Source organism: Gramella sp. AN32 (assembly GCF_023718305.1).
Lineage (GTDB): Bacteria > Bacteroidota > Bacteroidia > Flavobacteriales > Flavobacteriaceae > Christiangramia > Christiangramia antarctica.
Map to the genome: position 1 here is coordinate 43745 of NZ_QEYO01000004.1, position 22631 is coordinate 66375.

General features: G+C 39.3%; 12 protein-coding genes. 5 read left to right on the plus strand and 7 right to left on the minus strand.

Features of this window, described 5'->3' with window-relative positions; translation table 11 throughout:
• Positions 1-43: 43 nt before the first annotated feature.
• The 6 genes from DHD80_RS06275 to DHD80_RS06300 all read right to left on the minus strand — a co-directional run bounded on the left by DHD80_RS06275 (position 44) and on the right by DHD80_RS06300 (position 9253).
• Positions 44-1492 (minus strand): alpha-amylase family glycosyl hydrolase, encoded by a 1449-nt coding sequence (locus DHD80_RS06275; protein ID WP_251740301.1) that lies wholly within the window; start codon positions 1490-1492, stop codon positions 44-46.
• Positions 1493-1502: 10 nt separating this feature from the next.
• A complete protein-coding gene (locus DHD80_RS06280; protein WP_251740302.1) occupies positions 1503-3374 on the minus strand; it encodes a glycoside hydrolase family 13 protein in 1872 nt (623 codons plus the stop codon).
• Between the two features lie 236 nt (positions 3375-3610).
• Positions 3611-5926: a glycoside hydrolase family 65 protein gene (locus DHD80_RS06285; protein ID WP_251740303.1), complete on the minus strand. Its 2316-nt coding sequence runs from the start codon at positions 5924-5926 to the stop codon at positions 3611-3613.
• Between the two features lies 1 nt (position 5927).
• Positions 5928-6590 (minus strand): beta-phosphoglucomutase, encoded by a 663-nt coding sequence (gene pgmB, locus DHD80_RS06290; protein ID WP_251740304.1) that lies wholly within the window; start codon positions 6588-6590, stop codon positions 5928-5930.
• Positions 6583-8097 carry an MFS transporter gene (locus DHD80_RS06295; RefSeq protein WP_251740305.1) on the minus strand — a complete coding sequence of 505 codons (1515 nt, stop codon included), beginning with the start codon at positions 8095-8097 and terminating at the stop codon, positions 6583-6585. The genes pgmB and DHD80_RS06295 overlap by 8 nt, the downstream gene beginning before the upstream one ends.
• A 136-nt stretch (positions 8098-8233) precedes the next feature.
• Positions 8234-9253: a LacI family DNA-binding transcriptional regulator gene (locus DHD80_RS06300; RefSeq protein ID WP_251740306.1), complete on the minus strand. Its 1020-nt coding sequence runs from the start codon at positions 9251-9253 to the stop codon at positions 8234-8236.
• Between the two features lie 219 nt (positions 9254-9472).
• On the opposite strand from DHD80_RS06300, the gene DHD80_RS06305 reads away from it, so the two are divergent.
• From DHD80_RS06305 to DHD80_RS06325, 5 genes are all read left to right on the plus strand, one after another.
• Positions 9473-12409 (plus strand): SusC/RagA family TonB-linked outer membrane protein, encoded by a 2937-nt coding sequence (locus tag DHD80_RS06305; protein ID WP_251740307.1) that lies wholly within the window; start codon positions 9473-9475, stop codon positions 12407-12409.
• A 5-nt stretch (positions 12410-12414) separates the two neighbouring features.
• Positions 12415-14013: a RagB/SusD family nutrient uptake outer membrane protein gene (locus DHD80_RS06310; RefSeq protein ID WP_251740308.1), complete on the plus strand. Its 1599-nt coding sequence runs from the start codon at positions 12415-12417 to the stop codon at positions 14011-14013.
• 17 nt (positions 14014-14030) lie between these two features.
• Entirely contained in the window at positions 14031-15119 is a 1089-nt protein-coding gene (locus tag DHD80_RS06315; protein WP_251740309.1) for a SusE domain-containing protein, read from the plus strand.
• Between the two features lie 63 nt (positions 15120-15182).
• On the plus strand, positions 15183-16622 hold the full coding sequence (locus DHD80_RS06320) for an alpha-amylase (RefSeq protein ID WP_251740310.1): 1440 nt from the start codon (positions 15183-15185) through the stop codon (positions 16620-16622).
• A 315-nt stretch (positions 16623-16937) separates the two neighbouring features.
• Complete coding sequence (locus DHD80_RS06325) at positions 16938-19493, plus strand: adenosylcobalamin-dependent ribonucleoside-diphosphate reductase (RefSeq protein WP_251740311.1); 2556 nt, start codon at positions 16938-16940, stop codon at positions 19491-19493.
• A gap of 546 nt (positions 19494-20039) precedes the next feature.
• Here the strand turns inward: DHD80_RS06325 and DHD80_RS06330 are convergent.
• The gene (locus tag DHD80_RS06330; RefSeq protein WP_251740312.1) at positions 20040-22628 is read right to left on the minus strand and encodes a hypothetical protein; all 2589 of its coding nucleotides are present in this window, start codon (positions 22626-22628) and stop codon (positions 20040-20042) included.
• Between the last annotated feature and the right edge of the window lie 3 nt (positions 22629-22631).

Here is a 22631-nt window from a genome sequence, read left to right on the forward strand (position 1 = left end):
AAGCCGCTTTTATGCGACTTCTTTTAATTTTTTAGGACTTAAATTATTGATTTGTCAAAATTTTGTACTCCCAGGGGGCAAATTCCATTTGCTGATCTGCACTTATTTTCATCTTTTTGTCACTCGTAAAATCTGTAAAATCACCATTTACTTTCCAGGTAAATTTCACCGGATTTGCGCTCATATTAGCCACAAAATATAACTCATCGCCATCCTTTTCCCTTTTAAAAGCGAGGATCTTTTCATCTGCGGAAGTTTCCACATCTTCATAAGAAGCTTTATCTACTCCTCCATGCAAGGCCTTGTGGTTCATTTTTAGCTTGCCTAATTTTTCAAGCAGCGGATAAACCTTTCCTTTGGTTTTTGATATGGTATCTTTTTCAAAAAACCTCAACCTTTTATCCATATCATATTCCTGTCCGCTATAAATCAAAGGCATTCCCGGAATGGTATAAGACAGGGCCAGCATGGCTTCCGAAGCATCACCCATTCTCTCTTTCACGGTTCCAGCCCATGAATTTTCATCGTGATTGGTGACAAAGTTTAATAAGTAATCATCCTTTTCGAAAGTTGAATCGATCTTGGTCATATAATTGTCCCAATCTTTAGCCGTGGCCTTTCCCTGGGCAATTTCATTCATGATATGGTGGCCTTCCCAATTATAACCCATGTCGAAGGCGTTATGAAAAAGGTCTTTGGGACTTTCAGCTTCTGCCAGCATAAAAAGAGGCTTTTCCTCATTCAATTGTTTTGCCGCAGTTTCCCAGAAATCGGTTGGAACTGAATGTGCGGCATCGGCCCTAAATCCATCAATATCGTGTTCTTTTACCCAAAACATCATATCATCGATCATGGCCTTGCGCAATTCAGGGTTATCAAAATTAAGATCGGCCACATCTGTCCATCCCCAGGGCTCACCGGTTTCATCGTTTATGGGATCTGTGATTTCACCTTTTTTGTTTTTCGTATAATAATCGGGATGATCTGTGATCCAGGCGTGATCCCAACCGGTATGATTGGCCACCCAGTCTAAAATCACATACATTCCATTCTCATGTGCCGTTTCAACCAATTCATCGAAATCTTCCATATTTCCATGTTCCGGATTTACTGCCCTGTAATCTGAAATGGAATAATAACTCCCCAGGTATTTTTTCTTTTCTTCAGGATCTTCAATGTCTTCAATGGAAAGGTCTCCGGTAGCTTTTCGGTTTTTCATGGAAATGGGATACATGGGCATTAACCAAATAACTTTCACTCCAAGTTCTTTTAACTGCGGAATATCTTTCGTGAAAGCATCAAAAGTGCCTTCAGGAGAATATTGCCTTAGGTTTACTTCATAGATGATCGCATCTTCCATCACCTCATTATCCACTGCCGCGATGGACAACGTATCCTGTTGCTTTGCGGTAGCATCATTATTTTCTTTAGGCTCATCCTTGCAGGACGCCATCATTAAAAGCACTAAAAATGCTGCTAATATTTGTTTCATAATTTTTGTTTTATTGGTTATTCATTTTAGTTGAAAGTAGATAAACCCCTTTTTCAGGTAGTTCTAAAGTCGTATTCCAGGTAATTTTTTCCTTATTCATCAAATTCTGAAAATCCATTCCGGTAAAACCTAATTCTTCAAAGCGGGTAAGATCCAGATTAAAGACTTCTTCATTTTTATTCAGAATTACGACCAGTTTTTCATCTGCTGAAATTCGGCTAAGAAGATAAACACCATCCTGTGCGGCAAAATGAATTGTTTTTCCAGACTTAATCGCTTCACTATCTTTTCGATAATTCAAGACGGTTTTCAGGAAATTTTGCATTTCCAACTGGCCTTCAGTTAAACCTTCAGCTTTAAAAGCATTGATCTCATCTCCTTTCCAGCCACCTGGAAAATTTGTTCTTATTAGCCCGTGATCGCCAGGCTTTGCAGTATCGTTCATCAATATTTCGGTACCATAATAGATCTGGGGAATTCTGGGCAACACCAGCATATAACCCAAAGCCATTTTAGTAGCGGTTAAATCTTCCCCTAACTGTGTATAAATTCTGCTCATATCATGATTATCCGGGAAAATCATAATATTTTCCGGAGAGGCATAGGCAAAATCATTGGCGAGCCCATCATACATTTTGATCAGGCCTTTATCCCAACTTTCGTCTTCATTCAACGCCTGCACAATATTGGATTGCATGGCAAAATCCATCGTAGATCGCAAATTTGAGTCATATCCTTCGGCATTTTGCTTTCCGTCCTGCCAGTAAGCAATCAATAGCGGATTGTTACTCCACTCTTCCCCAACTATATTAAAATTTGGATATTCGGTCATGATCGCGCCCGCCCAGTGGCTCATAAATTGCTTATCGGGATAAGGATAGGTATCCTGCCGAATTCCGCCCAGCCCTAAAGTTTCGATCCACCAGATACTATTCTGAATAAGATAGTGTGCCATAAACGGATTTCGCTGATTAAGATCTGGCATGCTTTCTACAAACCAGCCATCGCTCAACACTTTTTTATCTGCTGCTGAAGCATACACATCCTGATTCACCGTTCTGCGGTGATTTGAAAACGTTGGTTTTTCACCATTTTCGTATCGCTCCTGAAAATTGATCCAATCTCCAAAAGGCAGGTCTTTCATCCACCAGTGCTCGATCCCGGTATGGTTTACCACCTGATCCATGAGCAGTTTTAAACCTTTTTTCCGGGCTTCATCTGCGAGGTTTTTATATTCTTCCAGGGTTCCAAAGCGAGGATCTACTTGGTAAAAATCAGTAATAGCGTAACCATGGTAAGAAGCCTCGGGCATATCATTTAGGAGCAATGGCGAAGGCCAGATTGCAGTAAAGCCCATCTCATCTATGTAATCAAGATGCGCGGTAATTCCCTTAATATCCCCACCATGGCGTGCATAATCATTGGAAAGATCGATCGTCTTTTCTTTTAAATCGGGAAATGTATCATTCGAGGTGTCGGCGTTGGCAAAACGATCTGGAGTAATAAGATAGAGCACATCTGAATTATCAAAACCGATAAATTCTTCGGCTTTTTTGGTACGCACCTTTAATTCATATTCTTTTATCTCTTTTTTCTTATTGTCATCAGTGAAAGAGATTTTCATAATTCCGGGCTTCGCAGCTGCGGAAATATTCAAATCGATAAAAAGATAGTTCTTGCTTTTCGCCTGATGAATTTTTTCAATTTCAACTCCGGGATAATCGATGCCCACCTGAGCCTTTCCTACCTCTTTACCATACACCAGTAATTGAAGTTCAGCATTCTCAAAACCAATCCACCAATTCGGTGGTTCTATCCTTTCAATTTGTCCATAGGAAAAAACGGAAAGAAAAAGGAAAATTATAATTACAAAGTGCTTCATTTTATAGGTTTCTGGTTTTAGATGTTAGATGTTAGTTTTGTGAATGTATAATGTAAGTAATTTGTTTTCAATCTTATAGAAATTTAGGAACCCAACAATTATATAGATAGCGCTTCGACAAGCTCAGCGGGACAATTATCCGTCCTTCACCGGTGGACACATTGACCTTTGAACTTTTTATTTTCTACTTTTCACATTGAAAAAATTTTCAAATTAATTGATCCCTTGCTACATTTTCACATTGAATCATTGCTATATTTAAATGTTTCTCCTGTCTCTACATTTACATTTTCGCCATTTACAAGGATCTCCAAGGCTTCATCTCCTTCAAGACTAAAATTGGTATGATCTGGATGTACATCAACCTTGAGGATGCGATCCCTGAAATTAATTTTAAAGGAATAACTATCCCATTGCTCGGGGATTTTCGGATTGAAAGACAACTTATCATCAATAACCCGCATCCCGCCAAAACCTTCCACGATACTCATCCAGGTTCCCGCCATACTGGTAATGTGGCAGCCTTCTTCAACTTCTTTGTTATAATCATCAAGATCTAACCTCGCTGTGCGTACATAAAAATCATAAGCCTGTTCCATTCTGCCTAAAACAGCAGCCTGAATGCTATGCACGCAGGGTGAAAGCGAAGATTCATGTACCGTAAAGGGTTCGTAAAAATCAAAATGTTTCTCTAGATCTTCTTTGCTGAATTGGTCTTCGAAGAAATAAAATCCCTGTAAAACATCGGCCTGTTTGATATAACAAGACCGTAAGATCCTATCCCAGCTCCACTTTTGATTGATGGGACGTTGTTTAAGATCTGCTACCGGGATCAATTCCTTATCCAAAAATCCATCTTGTTGCAAATAAACTCCATGTTCTTCAGAATAGGGGAAATACATATTTTCAGCAACATCTTTCCAGCTGCCAATTTCGCCCTCATTTAAACCGGTAAGTCCCATTACCCGCTGATAATCGTCTTCGTAACCCGATTTTACCTTTTCAATACTTTCAATGCAATAATTTAGACACCACTTCGCGATATAATTCGTGTAAAAATTATTATTTACGTTGTTTTCATATTCATTGGGTCCGGTAACCCCAAGGATCACATATTTATCTTTCTTTTTACTGAAATTTGCCCTTTGGTTCCAGAACCGTGCTACCGCGATCATCACTTCCAGGCCTTTTTCAGGAATATAAGAGAAGTCGCCGGTAAACCTTACATAATTATAAATAGCAAAGACCATGGCCCCGTTACGATGAATTTCTTCAAAAGTGATCTCCCATTCGTTATGGCTTTCTTCACCGTTCATGGTAACCATGGGGTATAAAGCAGCACCATTGGTAAAACCTAATTTTGAAGCATTTTCCTTGGCTTTCTCCAAATGATTGTACCGGTAACTTAATAAATTTCGCGCAACTTTCTGATCTTTGGTCGCCATATAAAATGGAATACAATAAGCTTCAGTATCCCAGTATGTACTTCCGCCATATTTCTCCCCGGTAAATCCTTTTGGACCAATATTTAAACGCTCATCTTTCCCTAAATAGGTTTGGTTCAGCTGGAAAATGTTAAACCGAATTCCCTGTTGGGCTTTTACATCTCCGGAAATGGTAATATCTGCCATTTCCCAGATCTTGGCCCAAGCCTCTTTTTGCTCGTTCTTAAGCTGATCGAATCCTTTTTCTTTCGCTTCATCCAAAACTGAAGCTGCAGAAGAAATTAAATCAGCTCTTTTGTGGTTCATATCGGTCACATAACCGGCATATTTTATAATAGTGGCCGATTCGCCTTTGCCTGCTGAAATCTTATAGGAGAAACTAATCCTATCCTCATCAATTTTCGCATTGCTGGTTAACGCTTGTTTTTCCGAAGCTTTATAAATTTCAGATTCCATATAGGTGCCCACATGGAATTCTGTTTTTAAAGTTTTTGATACCATAAAGCCGCGTTGATCATCAGCTTTCACTTCCAAAGTTTGCCAGAAACGTTCTTCCCAGTTGGCATCGGTATTGGTAATGCTTCCGTCTAAATAAGGATCGAACCGAACTTCAGCTTCCTGATTTATTGGGGTTACTTCAAATTTTATTGCGCCAAGTTCATTGTTCACAATGGATACAAACCGGGTCGCTTTCACTTCAATTTCTATATTATTTTTTAAAATTGCTTTGAATGAGCGGGAAAGATAGCCCTCTTTCATATTAAGCTCCCGTGTAAAATTATGCACCGAGACGCAATTAAAAAGGTCTAAAGGCTCATCATTCACAAAAACATTGATGCCAATCCAGTTTGGAGCATTTAATACTTTCGCGAAATATTCAGGGTAACCGTTCTTCCACCAGCCAACTTTGGTTTTATCAGGATAATAAACCCCGCCAATATAACTTCCCTGAAAACTAGGGCCACTATATTGTTCTTCAAAATTAGCGCGTTGTCCCATGACGCCGTTTCCTATGCTAAACAGACTTTCTGAGGATTTAACTCGTTCAACATCAAAATCTCCTTCAATGATAGACCAAGGATCTGGTTGGATATAATCTTGATTCATATTATGCTTCTTTCAATAAATTATTTATAAATGAAATTTCTACTTCGGTGAAATCTTTAAAATTATGATCGGCTTCACTAAGAATGGAATCGTCACCAATACCTATACTGATCATCTTTGCGATATTTGCTGCCTGGATACCTGCCAGGGAATCTTCAAAGACCACACAATTTCCTGCGGAAGCCTTTAATTTTTCAGCAGCGATCAGGAAAACTTCAGGATCTGGTTTTGCTTTGGTGACATCATTGCCATCAACAATCGCATGGAACTTATCAAAAAGATTTACTTTTTTCAGAATATTTCTAGCGTTTTTACTGGCAGATCCCAAAGCAAAAGGAATATCTTTTTCAATAAGATAATCGATCACTTTCGAAACACCGGGAAGGATATCCTTTTCATCCATGGTATCTACATAAGATAGATAATTCTCGTTTTTTAAAGCCATTTGCTTATTAAATTCATCTTCGGAAAGCTCCATATCTCCCCAGGCTAATATTTTATTTAGTGATGCGGCCCTGCTCACTCCTTTTAATTGTTCGTTTTGCGCTTCAGAAAAATCGAAACCCAAATCGTTAGCCAGTTTTTTCCAGGCTTTAAAGTGAAATTTTGCTGTATCTACAATGACTCCATCTAAATCGAAAATGAAGGCTTTTTGGTTATTCATCAATATGTATGCTTTTGTGTGTTTTTACTCGTAAAGTTAAAAGTCCGGCGAGGATAAATGAAAATCCTCCTACCAGTAATGCGTATATGGGTTCCCCGTTAAAAAGTTCTTTTACTAAAAATCCTAGTATGGTTGCGGCAACAATTTGAGGAATTACGATAAAGAAATTAAAAACCCCCATATAATAACCCATTTTAGCCGCCGGCAAAGTTCCCGATAACATAGCATAAGGAATTGAAAGAATACTCGCCCAGGCCACACCCACACCTATCATCGCAAGCAATAATCCAGTTTTATCCCCAAGAAAATAAATAGAGATCAAACCTATGCCACCCACCACAAGCGCTAATAAATGGGTTACTTTGTTGCTTGTCCTTCTAGCAAGTACAGGGAGTAAAAATGCAACTGCAGCAGCCACACCATTGTAAACGGTGAACATAACATTCACCCAATCGGCAGCATCATTATATAATTCTGAAGTGGTATCGTTGGTACCAAAAACATGGCCGGTCACGGCGGGAGTTGTATAGATCCACATGCTAAAAAGTGCGAACCAGCTGAAAAATTGCACCCAGGCAAGCTGTTTCATTGCCGGAGGCATATTCAGCATATCGGTGATGATAATGGTAAAACCATTTCTCATTTCTTTTTGCCGCATTAAGGCTACAACAATAAATAATAAACCTGCTATAATTAAACCAACGAACAGAATGTATAATTCTTTGGTAAGTCCATTGATATAAATAAGGAAAGTTATGACAGATCCTACTACAGCCATTCCAATTCCTGTAATCATCTGGTTGCGGATATTTTTTGTCTTATCTACCACATCAACCCTGGCCGGTTTATCTTTTATCCTTTCCTTTTCAAAGGCTTCAAGTTCTTCCGGGGAATATTCTTTCGCTTTTACCACCGTCCAGAGAACAGCGAGGAAAAAGACAATTCCGCCTACATAAAATGACCATTTTACTGAATCTGGAATAACACCTTCCGCAGCCGTATTGCTCAAACCAATCCAGTTAGTAAACATATAAGGCAGCAAAGACCCCACTACCGCTCCAATTCCAATAAAAAAACTTTGCATGGCAAATCCCAGCGTACGCTGTTTATCGGGAAGGTTGTCACCCACAAAAGCCCTAAATGGTTCCATGGAAATATTGATGGAAGCATCCATGATCCACAGCGTACCGGCAGCCACCCATAGGGTTGGAGAATTCGGCATTATAAATAAAGCAATGGAGGATAAAATTGCACCAATAAGAAAATAAGGTTTTCTTCTCCCCAGCCGGGTCCAAGTGCGGTCACTAAAATAACCAATGATTGGTTGGATCACTAAACCGGTAACCGGGGCAGCGATCCACAGGATTGGAATATCCTCAACATTGGCTCCAAGGGTTTCAAAAATCCTGGAAGTGTTGGCATTTTGTAAAGCGAATCCAAACTGAATACCCAGAAACCCAAAACTCATGTTCCAGATTTCCCAAAAACTGAGGTTTTTTTTACGCATATCGTAAACTTTAACATTGGTTACGATAAGTGCTATGACTTATCAAAACTTAATTAGGTAGGAAGTAAAAATATAAGTTCTGATAATTCGATTAGGGCAAATATATATAAATTTTGAATTGCCAGAGCCAAAACTGTTATTTTGTTGAATCCCGTTTTACCAAACCAGTTTCCACAATAATAGTTTTATAATTTTCGTCTTCCAGATCATTGCGTTCTAATTTTTCAATAAGCAAGCGGGCTGATTCCTCTCCCATCCTTGTTCCATGTTGACTAACTACAGTTAAACTTGGAATAAACAATTTCGAAAGTTCCCCATCGGTAAACCCAATTACCGAAACATCATCTGGCACTTTCTTTCCGGAAGCCAGCACTGCTTTAATTGCTGAAATGGCAAAATGTTCATTCACTGCAAAAATTCCGTCCAGATCTTTATCTATAATAAATTTCTGGATTTCTTCATCAGAATATTCCATTCCTTCGATCTTCAGAATATTTGCTTCATTAATTGAAAAATTATTTTTCTGAAGTGTTTTTAGATAACCTTCTGTTCTAAGTTTTCCCACGCTCACATAATCAACCGTGGAAATGAGCCCAATGTTTTTGCAGCCAATATCTATAAGGTGCTGGGTGGCCTTTCCTGCCCCAATTATATCATCAATAATTACTTTATCACATATGATCTCATCTACAGCCCGGTCAAACAAAACCAAAGGCATTCCCTGGTTTATCGCTTCCTGAAGATGGTGATAATCACCTTTTTGCATGGTTTCCTTTGCCAGGGAGATAATAAAACCATCAGTACTTCCATTGGCCAGCATCTCCATATTCAAAACCTCTTTATCAAAGGAATTATCTGAAAGGCACACCAAAACATTATAACCTTTTTCATTAGCTACATGCTCTACCCCACTTATTACCGTCGTAAAAAAATGGTGTACAATTTCTGGGATAATGATCCCAATGGTCTTGGTTTTACGGTTCTTAAGACTTAGGGCTATATTATTAGGTTTATAATTATAAAGTTTGGCAAAGGCCTTAATCTTCAACTTGGTGTCTTCTCCAATTTCAGGACTATCACGTAGGGCTTTTGAAACTGTAGAAATAGATACCTCTAATTCTTTGGCTATTTGCTTTAGGGTAAGTTTTGGCTTCATTACATTTTTATATTCTCAAAATGAGTACCTCCAAATTTTGGGATACTAAAATTAGCATAAATAAAATAGAGATGCTGCAAATTAAAAAAGTTTTCAACACGAAAACGTTTGCGTGCCTTTCACAGTGCGCATTTTTCCTTTCAATCGTTTCTAAATACATACATTTAGCCCAGGTAGTAAAAATATAAGGTTCATTTAAAGTCAAACAATTACACATTTATGAAAAATTTATTTAAAGGCACATTGCTCATGCTTTTTATGATCCCAATGAGCTTTTTTGCCCAAAATCAGTTAAGCGGTTCTGTTTCTGAAACAGCTACCGGTTTACCTGTACCGGGTGTAAACGTAATTATTAAAGGTACCTCTACTGGAACGATCACAGATTTTGACGGGAATTATATCCTGCAAAATGTGGCCAACGGCGATGTGGTGGTTTTCTCTTTCTTAGGTTTCGCAACGAAAGAGATCCCCTATACAGGCCAGGCCACTATAGATGTCTCCTTAGAGGAGGATGCTGCAACCCTGGATGAAATTGTTTTGATAGGGTATGGTAGTGTTAAGAAAAAAGATGCCACGGGTTCTGTTTCCACTATCTCTCCGGAGGAATTCAACAAAGGTGCCGTTGTAGCGGCGGACCAACTGATTCAGGGTAAAGTTGCAGGAATCCAGGTGATCAACGGAGGCGGTTCACCAGGCGAAGGTGCCCAGATTCGTATTCGTAGTGGTTCTTCCCTGAATGCTAATAATGATCCTTTATATGTTATCGATGGTGTACCGGTAGATTCCGGTGGAATTGAAGGGGGTAGAAACCCACTGGCTACCATCAACCAAAATGATATTGAATCCATCAACATTTTAAAAGATGCCTCAGCGACTGCAATTTATGGAGTTAGGGCTTCCAATGGGGTGGTGATTGTTACTACAAAAAGAGGAAAATCTGGCGAGTTAAAGATTTCCTATAATTCAACATATAGCTATTCTACTATAAATAAAACGGTAGATGCTCTTACACCAGTTCAGTTCCGTGAGTATGTTAATGCAAATGGAAATGAAGCGCAAATTGGTTTAATTGGAGATTCCAATACCAACTGGCAGGATCTTATCTATCGCGATGCTTTTGGAACAGATCAAAGTGTTTCAGCCACAGGAGGTAAAGATTTTTACAATTATCGCGTTTCTACAGGTTTTGCAAATTATGCGGGTATTCTTAAGAGAGATAACTTCCAAAGAACGACCATGTCTGCAGCACTTACTTTCAGGTTTTTGGATGATCACTTAAGATTTGATATTAACAATAATAATTCGATCATTGAAAGTAATTACAGTAACCGTGGGGCGATTGGTTCAGCGATTGCATTTGATCCTACCCAACCGGTTTATGTAGATGATCAAACTTATGGGGGATATTTCCGTTGGACAAATCCTAACAACAATAGGTTAAATACGCTGGCCCCGGCAAACCCGTTAGCCTTAATTAATCAAACCGATAATTACGGAAAGGCCTTCAGAAGTATTGGAAACCTTCAAACGGAATATAAAATGCATTTCCTACCTGAACTTAAAGCGGTTTTGAACTTAGGTTATGATATGCTTTCAGGTAGATCTTATGGCGGCGAACAACTGGAATTTGTAAGTATTAATGCTGATGGGGAAAGATCTCCATCTTCCTATAATAATGTTCAGAATAAAGAGAACCGATTGTTGGATGCCTACCTTAATTATAATAAATATTTTGAAGGTTCGGGAACCAATATAGATCTCACCGGGGGTTATAATTATCAGGATTTTCGTTATCCCACTACCTTTTTTACAGATGACGGGAATGGCGTAATTGTTGAAGTTTCTAACGAAACACGTCTTAACCTGCAATCTTATTTTGCGAGGTTAAACCTGACTCAAAGCGATAAATACCTATTAACGCTTTCTATTCGGCGCGACGGGACTTCAAGATTTACAGAAGAAAACAGATGGGGTAATTTTCCCGCCGCGGCAATTGGCTGGAAAGTGAACGAAGAAAATTTCTTAAAAGGTTCGGATATAGTGAGCAATCTCAAATTTAGGGGAAGTTGGGGTATCACCGGGCAGCAGGAAGTAGGTGACATTTACCCATCACTCCCGCTCTACCAAACAGGTACCAACACCGTTGCTTACCAATTCGGAAATCAATTTGTGCAAACCATCCGTCCCCAGCCTTATAATACCAACCTGGTTTGGGAAGAGACTGAAACCTATAATGCCGGTATCGATTTTGGTTTTTTTGATGAAAGGGTGACCGGAGCGATTGATGCGTACGAAAGAACTACTACAGACCTTTTGGTTTTCACCAATAACCCACAGGGAGTTGGGTTCTCCAATGCAGATGATTATAATATAGGTACTCTTGAAAACAGGGGGCTGGAGATTGCTGCAGATGTGTATCCATTTAGGAACGATAACCTAACCTGGAGACTGGGAGGTAACATCACCTTTCAGGAATCAAAGATCACTGAACTAACTTTAATCGAGGATCCAGATTACACCGGTCTTGATATTGGAGGTATTGGAGGTGCTACCGGCAATACCATTCAAAACCATCAGGTAGGTTATGCCCCGTATTCTTTCTTTGTTTTTGAACAGGCTTATGGAGCCGATGGCAGACCCCTGGATGGTGTGTATGTTGACAGGAACCAGGATGGGATCGTGAACGAAGCCGATAAATATCGCTATAGAAAACCAGCCTCAGATGTGTATTATGGTATAAATACAGATCTTAACTATGCAAACTGGAACTTCAACATGTCCTGGAGGGGAAGTTGGGGGAACTATAATTATAATAACGTAGATTCCCGTTTAGGCTATGGAGATGCATTACTAATTTTTGACACCTATGTAACGAATGGGGTTGAAAATTTATTAGAAACCAATTTTACCCAGGCGCAATATCAGTCTGATTATTATATCCAGGATGCATCTTTTGTGAAGTTGGACAATGCTTCTATTGGCTATACTTTTGATTCTTTTTTGAACGATAGCAATTCCTTAACCATTACCGCTACCGGTCAGAATTTACTGATCATTTCAGATTATAGCGGAATAGACCCAGAAACCTACGGAATAGATAATAACTTATATCCAAGACCGATGAATTTTGTTCTGGGATTCAATTTTAACTTTTAAAAACTATGAAAAATTTAAAAATATCATTTTTTAAATCGGCATTAGTTCTCTTAACGGTGTTTGCCGCGTCCTGTACAGATGATCTGGACCAGTCTAACCCAAACAGTGACACTTTGCTTTCTGCCGATAGGGTATATAGTAATCCTGAAAGTTATATTCAGCTGGTTGCTAAATTATACGCGGGACTTGCCACTACCGGCCAGGCTACAACTGGTGCTGCCGATATTTCACAAATTGATGAAGGTGAAAGTCAGTACATCCGTGGTTACTGGTTAATGCAGGAATTAACGACAGATGAAGCCATTATTGGATGGAATGACGGAACGATCAAAGATTTTCACTACCAAACATGGACATCTGGGGATAGGTTTATCAATGCAACCTTTAACCGTTTAGACTTCCAGGTAAAGAACTGTAACGAGTTTTTAAGGCAAACCACTCAGGAAAAAATGGATGCAAGAGGATTAAGCGGAGATATTCAGTCAGAGATTCAAACTTACAGAGCTGAAGCTCGTTTTCTAAGGGCATTAAGCTACTACCATTTTATTGATCTTTTTGGATCGGTTGGGTTGGTAACCGAAGATTCCCCCACAGATTTCTTTTTACCTGAACAAGTTTCGAGACAACAACTTTTCGATTTTGTGGAAGCTGAATTATTAGCCACTATGGAAGATCTTCCTGAAGTTGGCGCGATAGAATATCCCAGAGCCGATAAAGGTGCTGCCTGGATGCTTTTAGCCAATGTTTATTTAAATGCCGAAGTCTATACCGGAAATCCCAGATATACAGATGCGATGACCTACACTCAGAAAGTGATCAACGCTGGTTATAGCTTACATGATAATTACGAGGAATTATTCCTTGCAGATAACGATCAAAACGGGGCTCAAAATGAATTTATTTTTGCCGTTGCTTTTGACGGGATCAATACCCAGACTTATGGAGGTACAACATTCTTAACCCACGCACCGGTTGGAGGATCAATGGATCCGGATAACTTCGGCATCAATGGTGGTTGGGCCGGAATCAGGACAACCTCGGCTTTGGTGAATAAATTTCAGATAGGAGAAGATTCCAGAGAGCAGTTTTATACAGATGGACAAACCCTTGAAATTGAAGATGTAAGTTCTTTTACTGATGGTTATGCCATCTCAAAATGGAAAAATGTAGATGTTGAGGGAAATCCCGGGAAAGACCAAACCGGCGATTTCGTAGATACAGATTTTCCTATTTATCGTCTCGCAGATGCCTATTTAATGTATGCAGAGATCTTCCTTCGCGGAGGTGGTGGTACTCAGGCAGATGCACTGAATTATGTGAATTTGGTTCGCCAAAGAGCATTTAATGACAACAATCATAATATTTCCGGAAATGATTTTAACTTGAATTTCATCTTAGATGAAAGGGCAAGAGAATTACATTGGGAAGCACACAGAAGAACAGATTTGATCCGTTTCAATAAATTCACAGGTGGGACTTATATCTGGCCATGGAAAGGAAACGTTGCAAATGGCGCTCCCACTCCATCGTTTAGGGATCTTTTCCCCATTCCTTCAAATTCACTTGCAGGAAATCCAAATCTTACACAAAATCCAGGTTACTAAAAATAATATATACAAGCATGAAAAATTTTAAAAGTTTACTAGTACTATTCATTGCGAGTTTTGCAATTTCCTGTTCTACAGATGATGTACAGGACAGGCCGGTGATAGAACCAACCGGTTCACCCGTATTACTGGCCCCAGATGAAGGAAATATATACAATCTATCATTTGAGCAAAACTCAGACCTGGTGGAAAGGTTCGTATGGTCTGAAGCTGATTTTGGCGGAGACGTGGAGATTACTTATAATATCCAGATTGATAATGCCGGAAATGAGTTTGCCAATGCGGAATCCTTAGGAAGCATTATTGGTACAACACAATTGGGGGTAACTACAGAAACTCTAAACAACACTGTTTTAGCTTTAGGTGCTGTTCCTTTTGAAGCAGCCCCTTACGAAGTAAGGGTAATGTCCTTAGTGGGAGGAATGGAAATGTACAGTGAGACCAAAACGATCACGGTTTCTCCATTCACTACAGAAGCTCCAAAAATTTACGTTGTTGGAGGTTTTCAGGGTGCGAGCGGTTATGGAAATGACTGGACCCCGGCAGATGCTGTTCCTTTAGCTGCTTCAGGATTTGGAGAAACTGAATTTGAAGGTTTTGTATATTTTGCTGCGGAAGATTCGCAATTTAAGTTTCTTCCCACCAATACTGGTTATGATGGTGATTATGGTGATGCCGGTGAGGCTGATGGCGATTATACCGGAGTGATTGAACAGGAAGGTGAAGTGAATGCCGGTCTTCCGGAAAGCGGAGCTGGTTATTATCAGGTTGTGGTAGATACAGAAGCACTTACTTACACTTTAACCCGAACAGAATGGGCCATCATAGGAGATGCAACACCTAAAGGCTGGGATGAAGATACAGATATGACTTATGATGCAGAGGCAAAAGTTTGGAAAATTACCCTCGAATTAACTGGAGGTAAGCTTATCAAATTTAGAGCAAATGATGCCTGGGATCTAAACCTGGGTGGTGATAGCGATGGTGACGGGTTTATGGAATATGGAGGCCCGGATATTCAGGTGGGTGCAGATGGTAATTACACGGTCACTCTGGATCTAAGCAATCCCAGAATGTACACCTACTCTTTAACAATGAACTAAAAATTGGAAGGGCTATGAAAATAGCCCTTTTTTGATCTTATATTTTTAAATACGAAACGGCTTATGAAATGTGTGAATTTTAAACTTTTGCTATTACTTTTTCTGGCAATAACTTCCTGTTCAAAAGATGGGGACCCGGTAGATCCTACAGATGACACAGGTGGCACGCCCAATCCTCCACCCACTACACCAACCGCAATAGACCTTAACGCTTATGCCAATGGAAGCGGGGTGATGATGCAGGCATTCTACTGGGATGTGGAACCACGTTTTGGATGGTGGGACCTTTTATCAGAAAAAGTGGAAGGTTGGGCAGATGCTGGTGTAGACAGGATTTGGTTACCCGTAGCAAGTAAAGGCAATTCCGGAGGTTATTCTATGGGTTACGATCCTTCAGATTATTTTGATTTTGGAGAATACAACCAGCATGGCACAGTGGAGACCAGATTTGGTTCCCGCGAAGAACTGGAGAATTTAATTGCCAAAGCTCATGAAAATGACCTGGAAGTGATTGCAGATATCGTCCTTAATCATAATTCAGGTGGAGGCCTTGAATACAATCCCTATCGTGAAAAGGAAACTTATACCCTATTTAATGAAGAAAATGGAAATGCTTCTGGCATGTTCAATAGAAATTATGAAGATTTTCATCCTAACAGTACCAGCCAGAGCGATGCTGGGAATTTATTCTTTGCAGAACAAGATGTAGATCATGATGTGCCTTATGTTCAGGATTGGTTATGGAAAAAAGAAAATTCCGTAGCAAAATATTATAAAAATGTAATGGGTTTCGACGGATGGAGATTTGATTATGTAAAAGGTTTTGCACCCTGGGTGGTAAAAGCCTGGAATGACGAAGTTGGCGGATTCTCTGTAGGTGAAAATTACGATGGGAATGCCGCTGTTCTGGAAAAATGGGTGGAAGAATCAGGTTCAGCAGCGTTCGATTTTGCCGCATTCTACAAGATGGAAGAGGCTTTTGACAGATTTCAGGATTTAACTTATTTGGAAAGGGATATGCTGAGAAAAACCTACCCCGAAAAAGCCGTGACTTTCGTGGCCAACCATGATACTGAAAAAGATGAAAATCAGGATAATCGTATTAGCCGCGTACATAAGCTACAATCTTATGCTTATATCATGACGCATGATGGTTATCCAACTGTATTTTATCTGGATTATGAAGATGAACAGTTTAAGGCAAAGATTCAGCAGCTTATCAAAATTCATAATAGTATCGCTACGGGAGATGTAGAGGTACTTTATGTAGATAATGATGAATACATTATGAAAAGAAAGGGTGACGTTTCAAATCCAGGATTAATTCTATATATTAGCAATTCCAACGGAAAAAAAACCAGAGCGGTTACATCTAACTGGACTAATGTTACCCTAATGGATTATAGTGGCAACTCAACATATTACCCTACCTCCGATGGAAATGGAGAGGTGACTATTGAAGCTCCGGCTAACGGATTTTCAATTTGGTCTATCACGAAATAAAAACTTTATTTTGAATTTTCATAGGTGTTAATTCAGTCAGGGCCGGTCTTCTAGACCGGCCTTTTTTTTATGTACTGTTTTAAAATTTCGCAGCTTTTCCAGGATTTTAATAGCTGTAAAGAAATTCCAAGCTTTTATTTACATATTTTCAAAATTTGTTAACTTTTCATTGTTAGTAAATTTTTATATAACTGATTATTAGTCTATTAACAATATTTTCTTGATAACTTTTTCAAAATGATTTGTTAAGGGTTTGAAATCTTTGATTAGATTTATACCACTCCAAATGGAAAATAATCTAATAATCTCAATTCTATGCCTGTACAAGAAAAAGCCGCCGCTTCTAAAAGTTTCTCTCAACAGGAGGCCTTCGAAGCTTCTGTAAAATATTTTAACGGAGACGACCTCGCCGCGAGGGTCTGGGTGAATAAATATGCCCTCAAAGATTCTGATGGGAATATTTATGAAGAAACTCCTAACGATATGCACCATCGTATCGCCAAAGAAATTGCCCGAGTGGAAAAGAAATATGAAAACCCTATGAGTGAGGAAGAGGTTTTCGATCTTATCAAAAATTTTAAATATATCGTACCCCAGGGAAGTCCTATGGCAGGTATTGGGAACCCTTACCAGGTTGGATCGCTTTCCAACTGTTTTGTAATAGGGAATGATGGTAATTCAGATTCTTACGGTGGAATTATGAAGATCGATCAGGAACAGGTACAGCTAATGAAACGTCGTGGCGGTGTTGGGCATGATCTTTCTCATATAAGGCCAAAAGGTTCTGCTGTAAAGAACTCTGCGCTTACCTCAACGGGGATCGTTCCGTTTATGGAACGTTATTCCAATTCTACAAGAGAAGTTGCCCAGGATGGTAGACGCGGCGCTCTAATGTTATCAGTATCCATCAATCATCCCGATGTGGAAGATTTTATCGATGCTAAAATGGAACAGGGCAAGGTTACAGGTGCGAATGTTTCGGTTAGGATCGATGATGAATTTATGAAAGCGGTAAGAAACAATACGAACTATACGCAGAAATATCCGGTTTTCAGTAATAACCCAAAATTCTCCAAAGATATTCAGGCAGATAAACTCTGGAAGAAGATTGTACATAATGCATGGAAATCAGCTGAACCAGGAATCCTTTTCTGGGATACCGTAATCAATGAGTCAGTGCCAGATTGTTATGCAGATCTCGGTTATAAAACAGTTTCCACGAATCCATGTGGCGAGATTCCCCTTTGCCCTTATGATTCCTGCCGTTTATTGGCGATCAATTTATACTCGTATGTAGACAAACCCTTTACAGAAAATGCAAGTTTCAATTTTGATCTTTTTAAAAATCATGTAGGGAAAGCTCAAAGGATCATGGATGATATTATTGATCTGGAATTGGAAAAGATCGATAATATTCTGGCAAAAATAGATGCAGATCCTGAAGATGAGGTGGTAAAAAGAGTTGAAAAAGAACTTTGGTTAAATATTCGCACAAAGGCGTATGAAGGAAGAAGAACCGGAATTGGCATCACTGCGGAAGGTGATATGCTTGCGGGTCTTGGCATTAAATATGGAAGTGAGCAAGGCATAGATTTTTCTACCGATATTCATAAAAAACTGGCGCTTGCCGCCTATAGATCTTCTGTAGATACTGCGAAGGAAAGGGGCGCTTTCTCTATTTTTGATTCTGAAAGGGAAAAAAACAATCCGTTTATTCTTAGACTGAAGGATGCTGATGAGAAGCTATATTATGATATGCTGGAATACGGCAGAAGGAATATCGCTTTATTGACCATTGCCCCTACGGGAACTACCAGTTTAATGACCCAAACTACCTCCGGGATAGAACCAGTTTTTTTACCGGTTTATAAAAGAAGAAGAAAAGTAAATCCAAATGATAAAGATGCCCGAATCGATTTTGTAGATGAAGTTGGCGATAGCTGGGAAGAATATGTGGTATTTCACCATCGCTTTAAAGAATGGATGCGGGCGAATGGTCATGATACCGATAAGAACTATTCCCAGGAAGAGATCGATAAACTGGTAAAAAAATCTCCTTATTACCAGGCCACCTCTAATGATGTAGATTGGATGAGCAAGGTGAAAATGCAGGGAGCGGTCCAAAAATGGGTAGATCATTCCATAAGTGTTACGATCAATTTGCCGAATAATGTAGATGAAGAACTGGTGGGAAGATTGTACCTGGAAGCCTGGGAAGCCGGCTGTAAAGGGGTAACGGTATATCGCGATGGCTCCCGATCTGGAGTGTTGATCTCTAACGAAGAGAAAAAAGAAGATAAAGCAGACCAAAAAGCAGGTTCATTCCCTTTAAAAAGACCACAAACACTATTGGCTGATGTGGTTCGTTTTCAGAATAATAAAGATAAATGGATCGCATTTATTGGGCTGGTAGATGATAAACCTTATGAAATCTTTACCGGATTTGCTGATGATGAAGAAGGAATTATGATTCCGCGTTGGGTAAATGAAGGTTATATTATCAAGAATAGGGATGAAAATGGTCAATCCCGATATGATTTTCAATATGAAAACAAACGCGGATATAAAACTACCATTGAAGGACTTTCCCATAAGTTCAATCCGGAATTCTGGAATTATGCGAAACTTATTTCAAGTACCTTAAGACATGGAATGTCTATAGACAAGGTGGTAGATCTAATTAATAGTCTACAGCTGGACAACGAGTCCATCAATACCTGGAAAAATGGTGTGGTGAGGGCGCTTAAACGTTTTATTGCTGATGGCACTGTGGCCAGCAAGGAAAAATGCAGCAATTGCAATAGCACAAGTTTGATCTATCAGGAAGGTTGTTTAACCTGTAAGGATTGTGGTTCTTCCAAGTGTGGTTAATTTTCTATAAGATTTAATAAAAAGGCTCTCCAAAATGAGAGCCTTTTTTTATTCGTTATTGAGAGGGAACAAAGTGACTGAAGCAATCTCAATTAAAAAACAAATCATTAAGGAGATCGCCACGCTGCGCTCGCGATGACAACTTACCTAAATATAGCTTTAAAGTCATTCCAACCGAAGGGAGAAATCTCATAATCAATTAGCAAGAATCAATTAAAGAAAATCCTGCCACCACATTTCGACTACGCGCAATGTGACAAAGCATTCGTCATTGTGAGGGAACGAAGTGACCGAAGCAATCCCATATAAAGAATAAATCATTAAGGAGATCGCCACGCTGCGCTCGCGACGACAACCCACCTAAATATAGCTTTAAAAGTCATTTCGACCAAAGGGAGAAATCTCATAGGAATGAGCAACTAACAGGAATCCTGTTTCCACATTTCGACTATCTTCATGTGACAACTTTTTCACCCTATAACCTGTTCAAATTTTCAACTTAGTACATTTTTTTACTTTCCAACATTCCAACTTTTAACATACCAACTATTGTAAATAAACCTTCTCAATTCCAATTTCATGCGCTTTTTGAAGATTTTTATCCCCTATCCCGGGACCAATAGAAAATTGAATATTTTCAATCCTCTCAATCTCGAAATCTCCTGAATGGTGATGATCAAAATAATAAGGCAAAAAGCTGGGATAGGGTCTCGGTAAAGTGACCGTTTTTGTGGGTTGTAATTCATAGAGCGGAATTATAATTTCCTGCATTTCAGGTTTTAAGGTAATTATTTTTCCAAAGGCAGCTCCATTGTCCATCACCAGGCTTATCTCCATCTTTTCTTCGGAAGCACTTAAAGATCTGGCATTGATTATAAGTGCATCTTTAGTGGTCAAATTCCCTTTTCTACCTTTTAGGTTTTTCAGAAAATTATATTTAAAAGCATAATTATAGAGAGGCTGCTCATCCATATTTTCCGCATCTTTCTGAAATAAACTATCTATTTTTACCTGGTGTTCAGCTTTTCCCAAACCAATAGGAATTAATTGATTTTTAGGCGACCATGGAATGACCAGTTGATCTGAATCTGTAACTGCTTCAAAAAGAGTAATTGGCGTATCCGCTTTTACGATCGCTGTTTCGAAATAATCTTCTCCGTAAAAATCCCAGTCCGATGGACTACCCGCAACTCCGCCGGGAAATGTAAATTTCCCCTCATTGGTTGAAACGATAATTCTATATTTTAGAAATCCTTCTTGCAAAACTTCTTGCGGGATCTTTGCCGAAAAATCATAAAAATTTTCTGCTGAAAGCTCTACAGATTCATAAGTATTCCCATTCTGAAACCAGGCTTCCACATTTTGAATTTCAGCATTAGAAATTACAGTTGCTTCGATTTTGGTTTCTATATTTTCAGAAGTTATTTCCAATGGTTCATGTAGGAGATAGGTTTTGTCCACAGAAGTTTCTGTAGCTACAAATTCTTCCAGGGAGAAATTCCTCTTAAAATTGAACTTCTTCTTTTTGTTATCCTTTTCGGAATTCTGAATAAGATACGTGCCGGGAGCAATCGTAAATGTGCCATTCTCAGCTTTCCCTGTAAAAGAATTTTCCACATTAATGCCCGATATTTTAAAGTCTGCCCCAAGATCTGGAAGCTCAATTTTCATAGTATTCTCGGCCCAATTAATTATTGCGATCGTTTTATCCAGACTATTTTTTCCGAAGGGGTTTTTGATCATAAAAGGATCGGGCATAACCTCCAGGCGCCAAGCGCCATTTTCCAATTTATCCAGAAAATAAGCTCCTTTTCCATCATATTTTATAATCCCGGAATTCCCATGTCCTGCGATTTCATTTAGGTTTTTTAGATCTTTTGGTTGCAGCGTATTAGAATTGGTATATATAAATTTTTCTGCGGAATTGTAAGTAGCCACATCACCTTCATAACTAATCGTGAAATCCCCAAATTTCAGGTTTTCCGGATAGGTTCCCAAATCTTTGCCCATGGGCACCTCATGAAAAATTTCCGAAGCGATCATTAAACCCAGTGCTTTGTGCGGCACATAATTCAGGTTCATATAATGCGTGTTATATTCCGTATTAACATACGCCAAAAAAGTTGGGTCGTAAGCAAAATGTGTGGCAATTTGTATTCCCGCTTCTCTAAAACTACGTGCCATCGCCGGATACATATAAGATTTATTCACATCGGCCGCATCAAACTCATAAACCAATTTGGCGCCTTTATTTTTACTGATCACAGCATCAAAAGGAATAGAATATTCGTTCACATTGGGCAATAAATTGCCTTCCAGTTCCTCTCCAAACCCAAGACCTGTTGGGTACCATTGAAACGTCCCTCCCTGGATTCCGGAGGTAAAATAGGTTTCCGCTAACTGGATGCTATGGCTCACATTGTAGAAAGTTGGCTTTTTAGTGCCGGTGCTGCGCATAGATTCCAGCATTCCCTGGATGAAATCTTTCACTTCAGCAGGAGTACCGCGATGATGGGGCTCATTACTCACTTCAAAAGCAATGATATTGGGCTCGTTTTTATAAGCTATTCCGGTATATGGATTCACATGATTTAGAAATTGCGCCAGATAATTTTGCTGAGCCTTGATCGCTTCTGGATTGGTAAGACTTTTATCCTTGCCGAATTTATGTGAAAAACCAGGTGTTTCCTCATCAGGCTCCGGCCAGCCATTTCCCCAAAAAGCAATGGGGGTAATCACGAAGTTAAAACCTCGATCCTTCAGTTGCTTGATTAGATAGTCAAAATTTTCAAGATGTTCATTTTCGATTAGGTTTCCCTTTTCATCGCTAATTTCGGTGTCCCATACATGCACACGATACAGGTCAAAATTGAGCCGGGCAAAATGATACACATCCTTATCGATCTCCTTTTTGATATCCAAGCCTTTTTTCCCGGCTGAACGATAGGCGTGGGCAAAAGGCACGGTATAATTCACTCCAAAACCATGAACTTCCTTTTTGGTATCTCCCCAGCGCATGACCCCATTTTCATCTACAAATACATCTCCCTGGTGTTCCTGTCCTATAACCGCATAACTCCACATAAGGGCAAAGGTTATCAGGCTGAAAATTGATTTCAGTTTAAGGTTTTTCATACT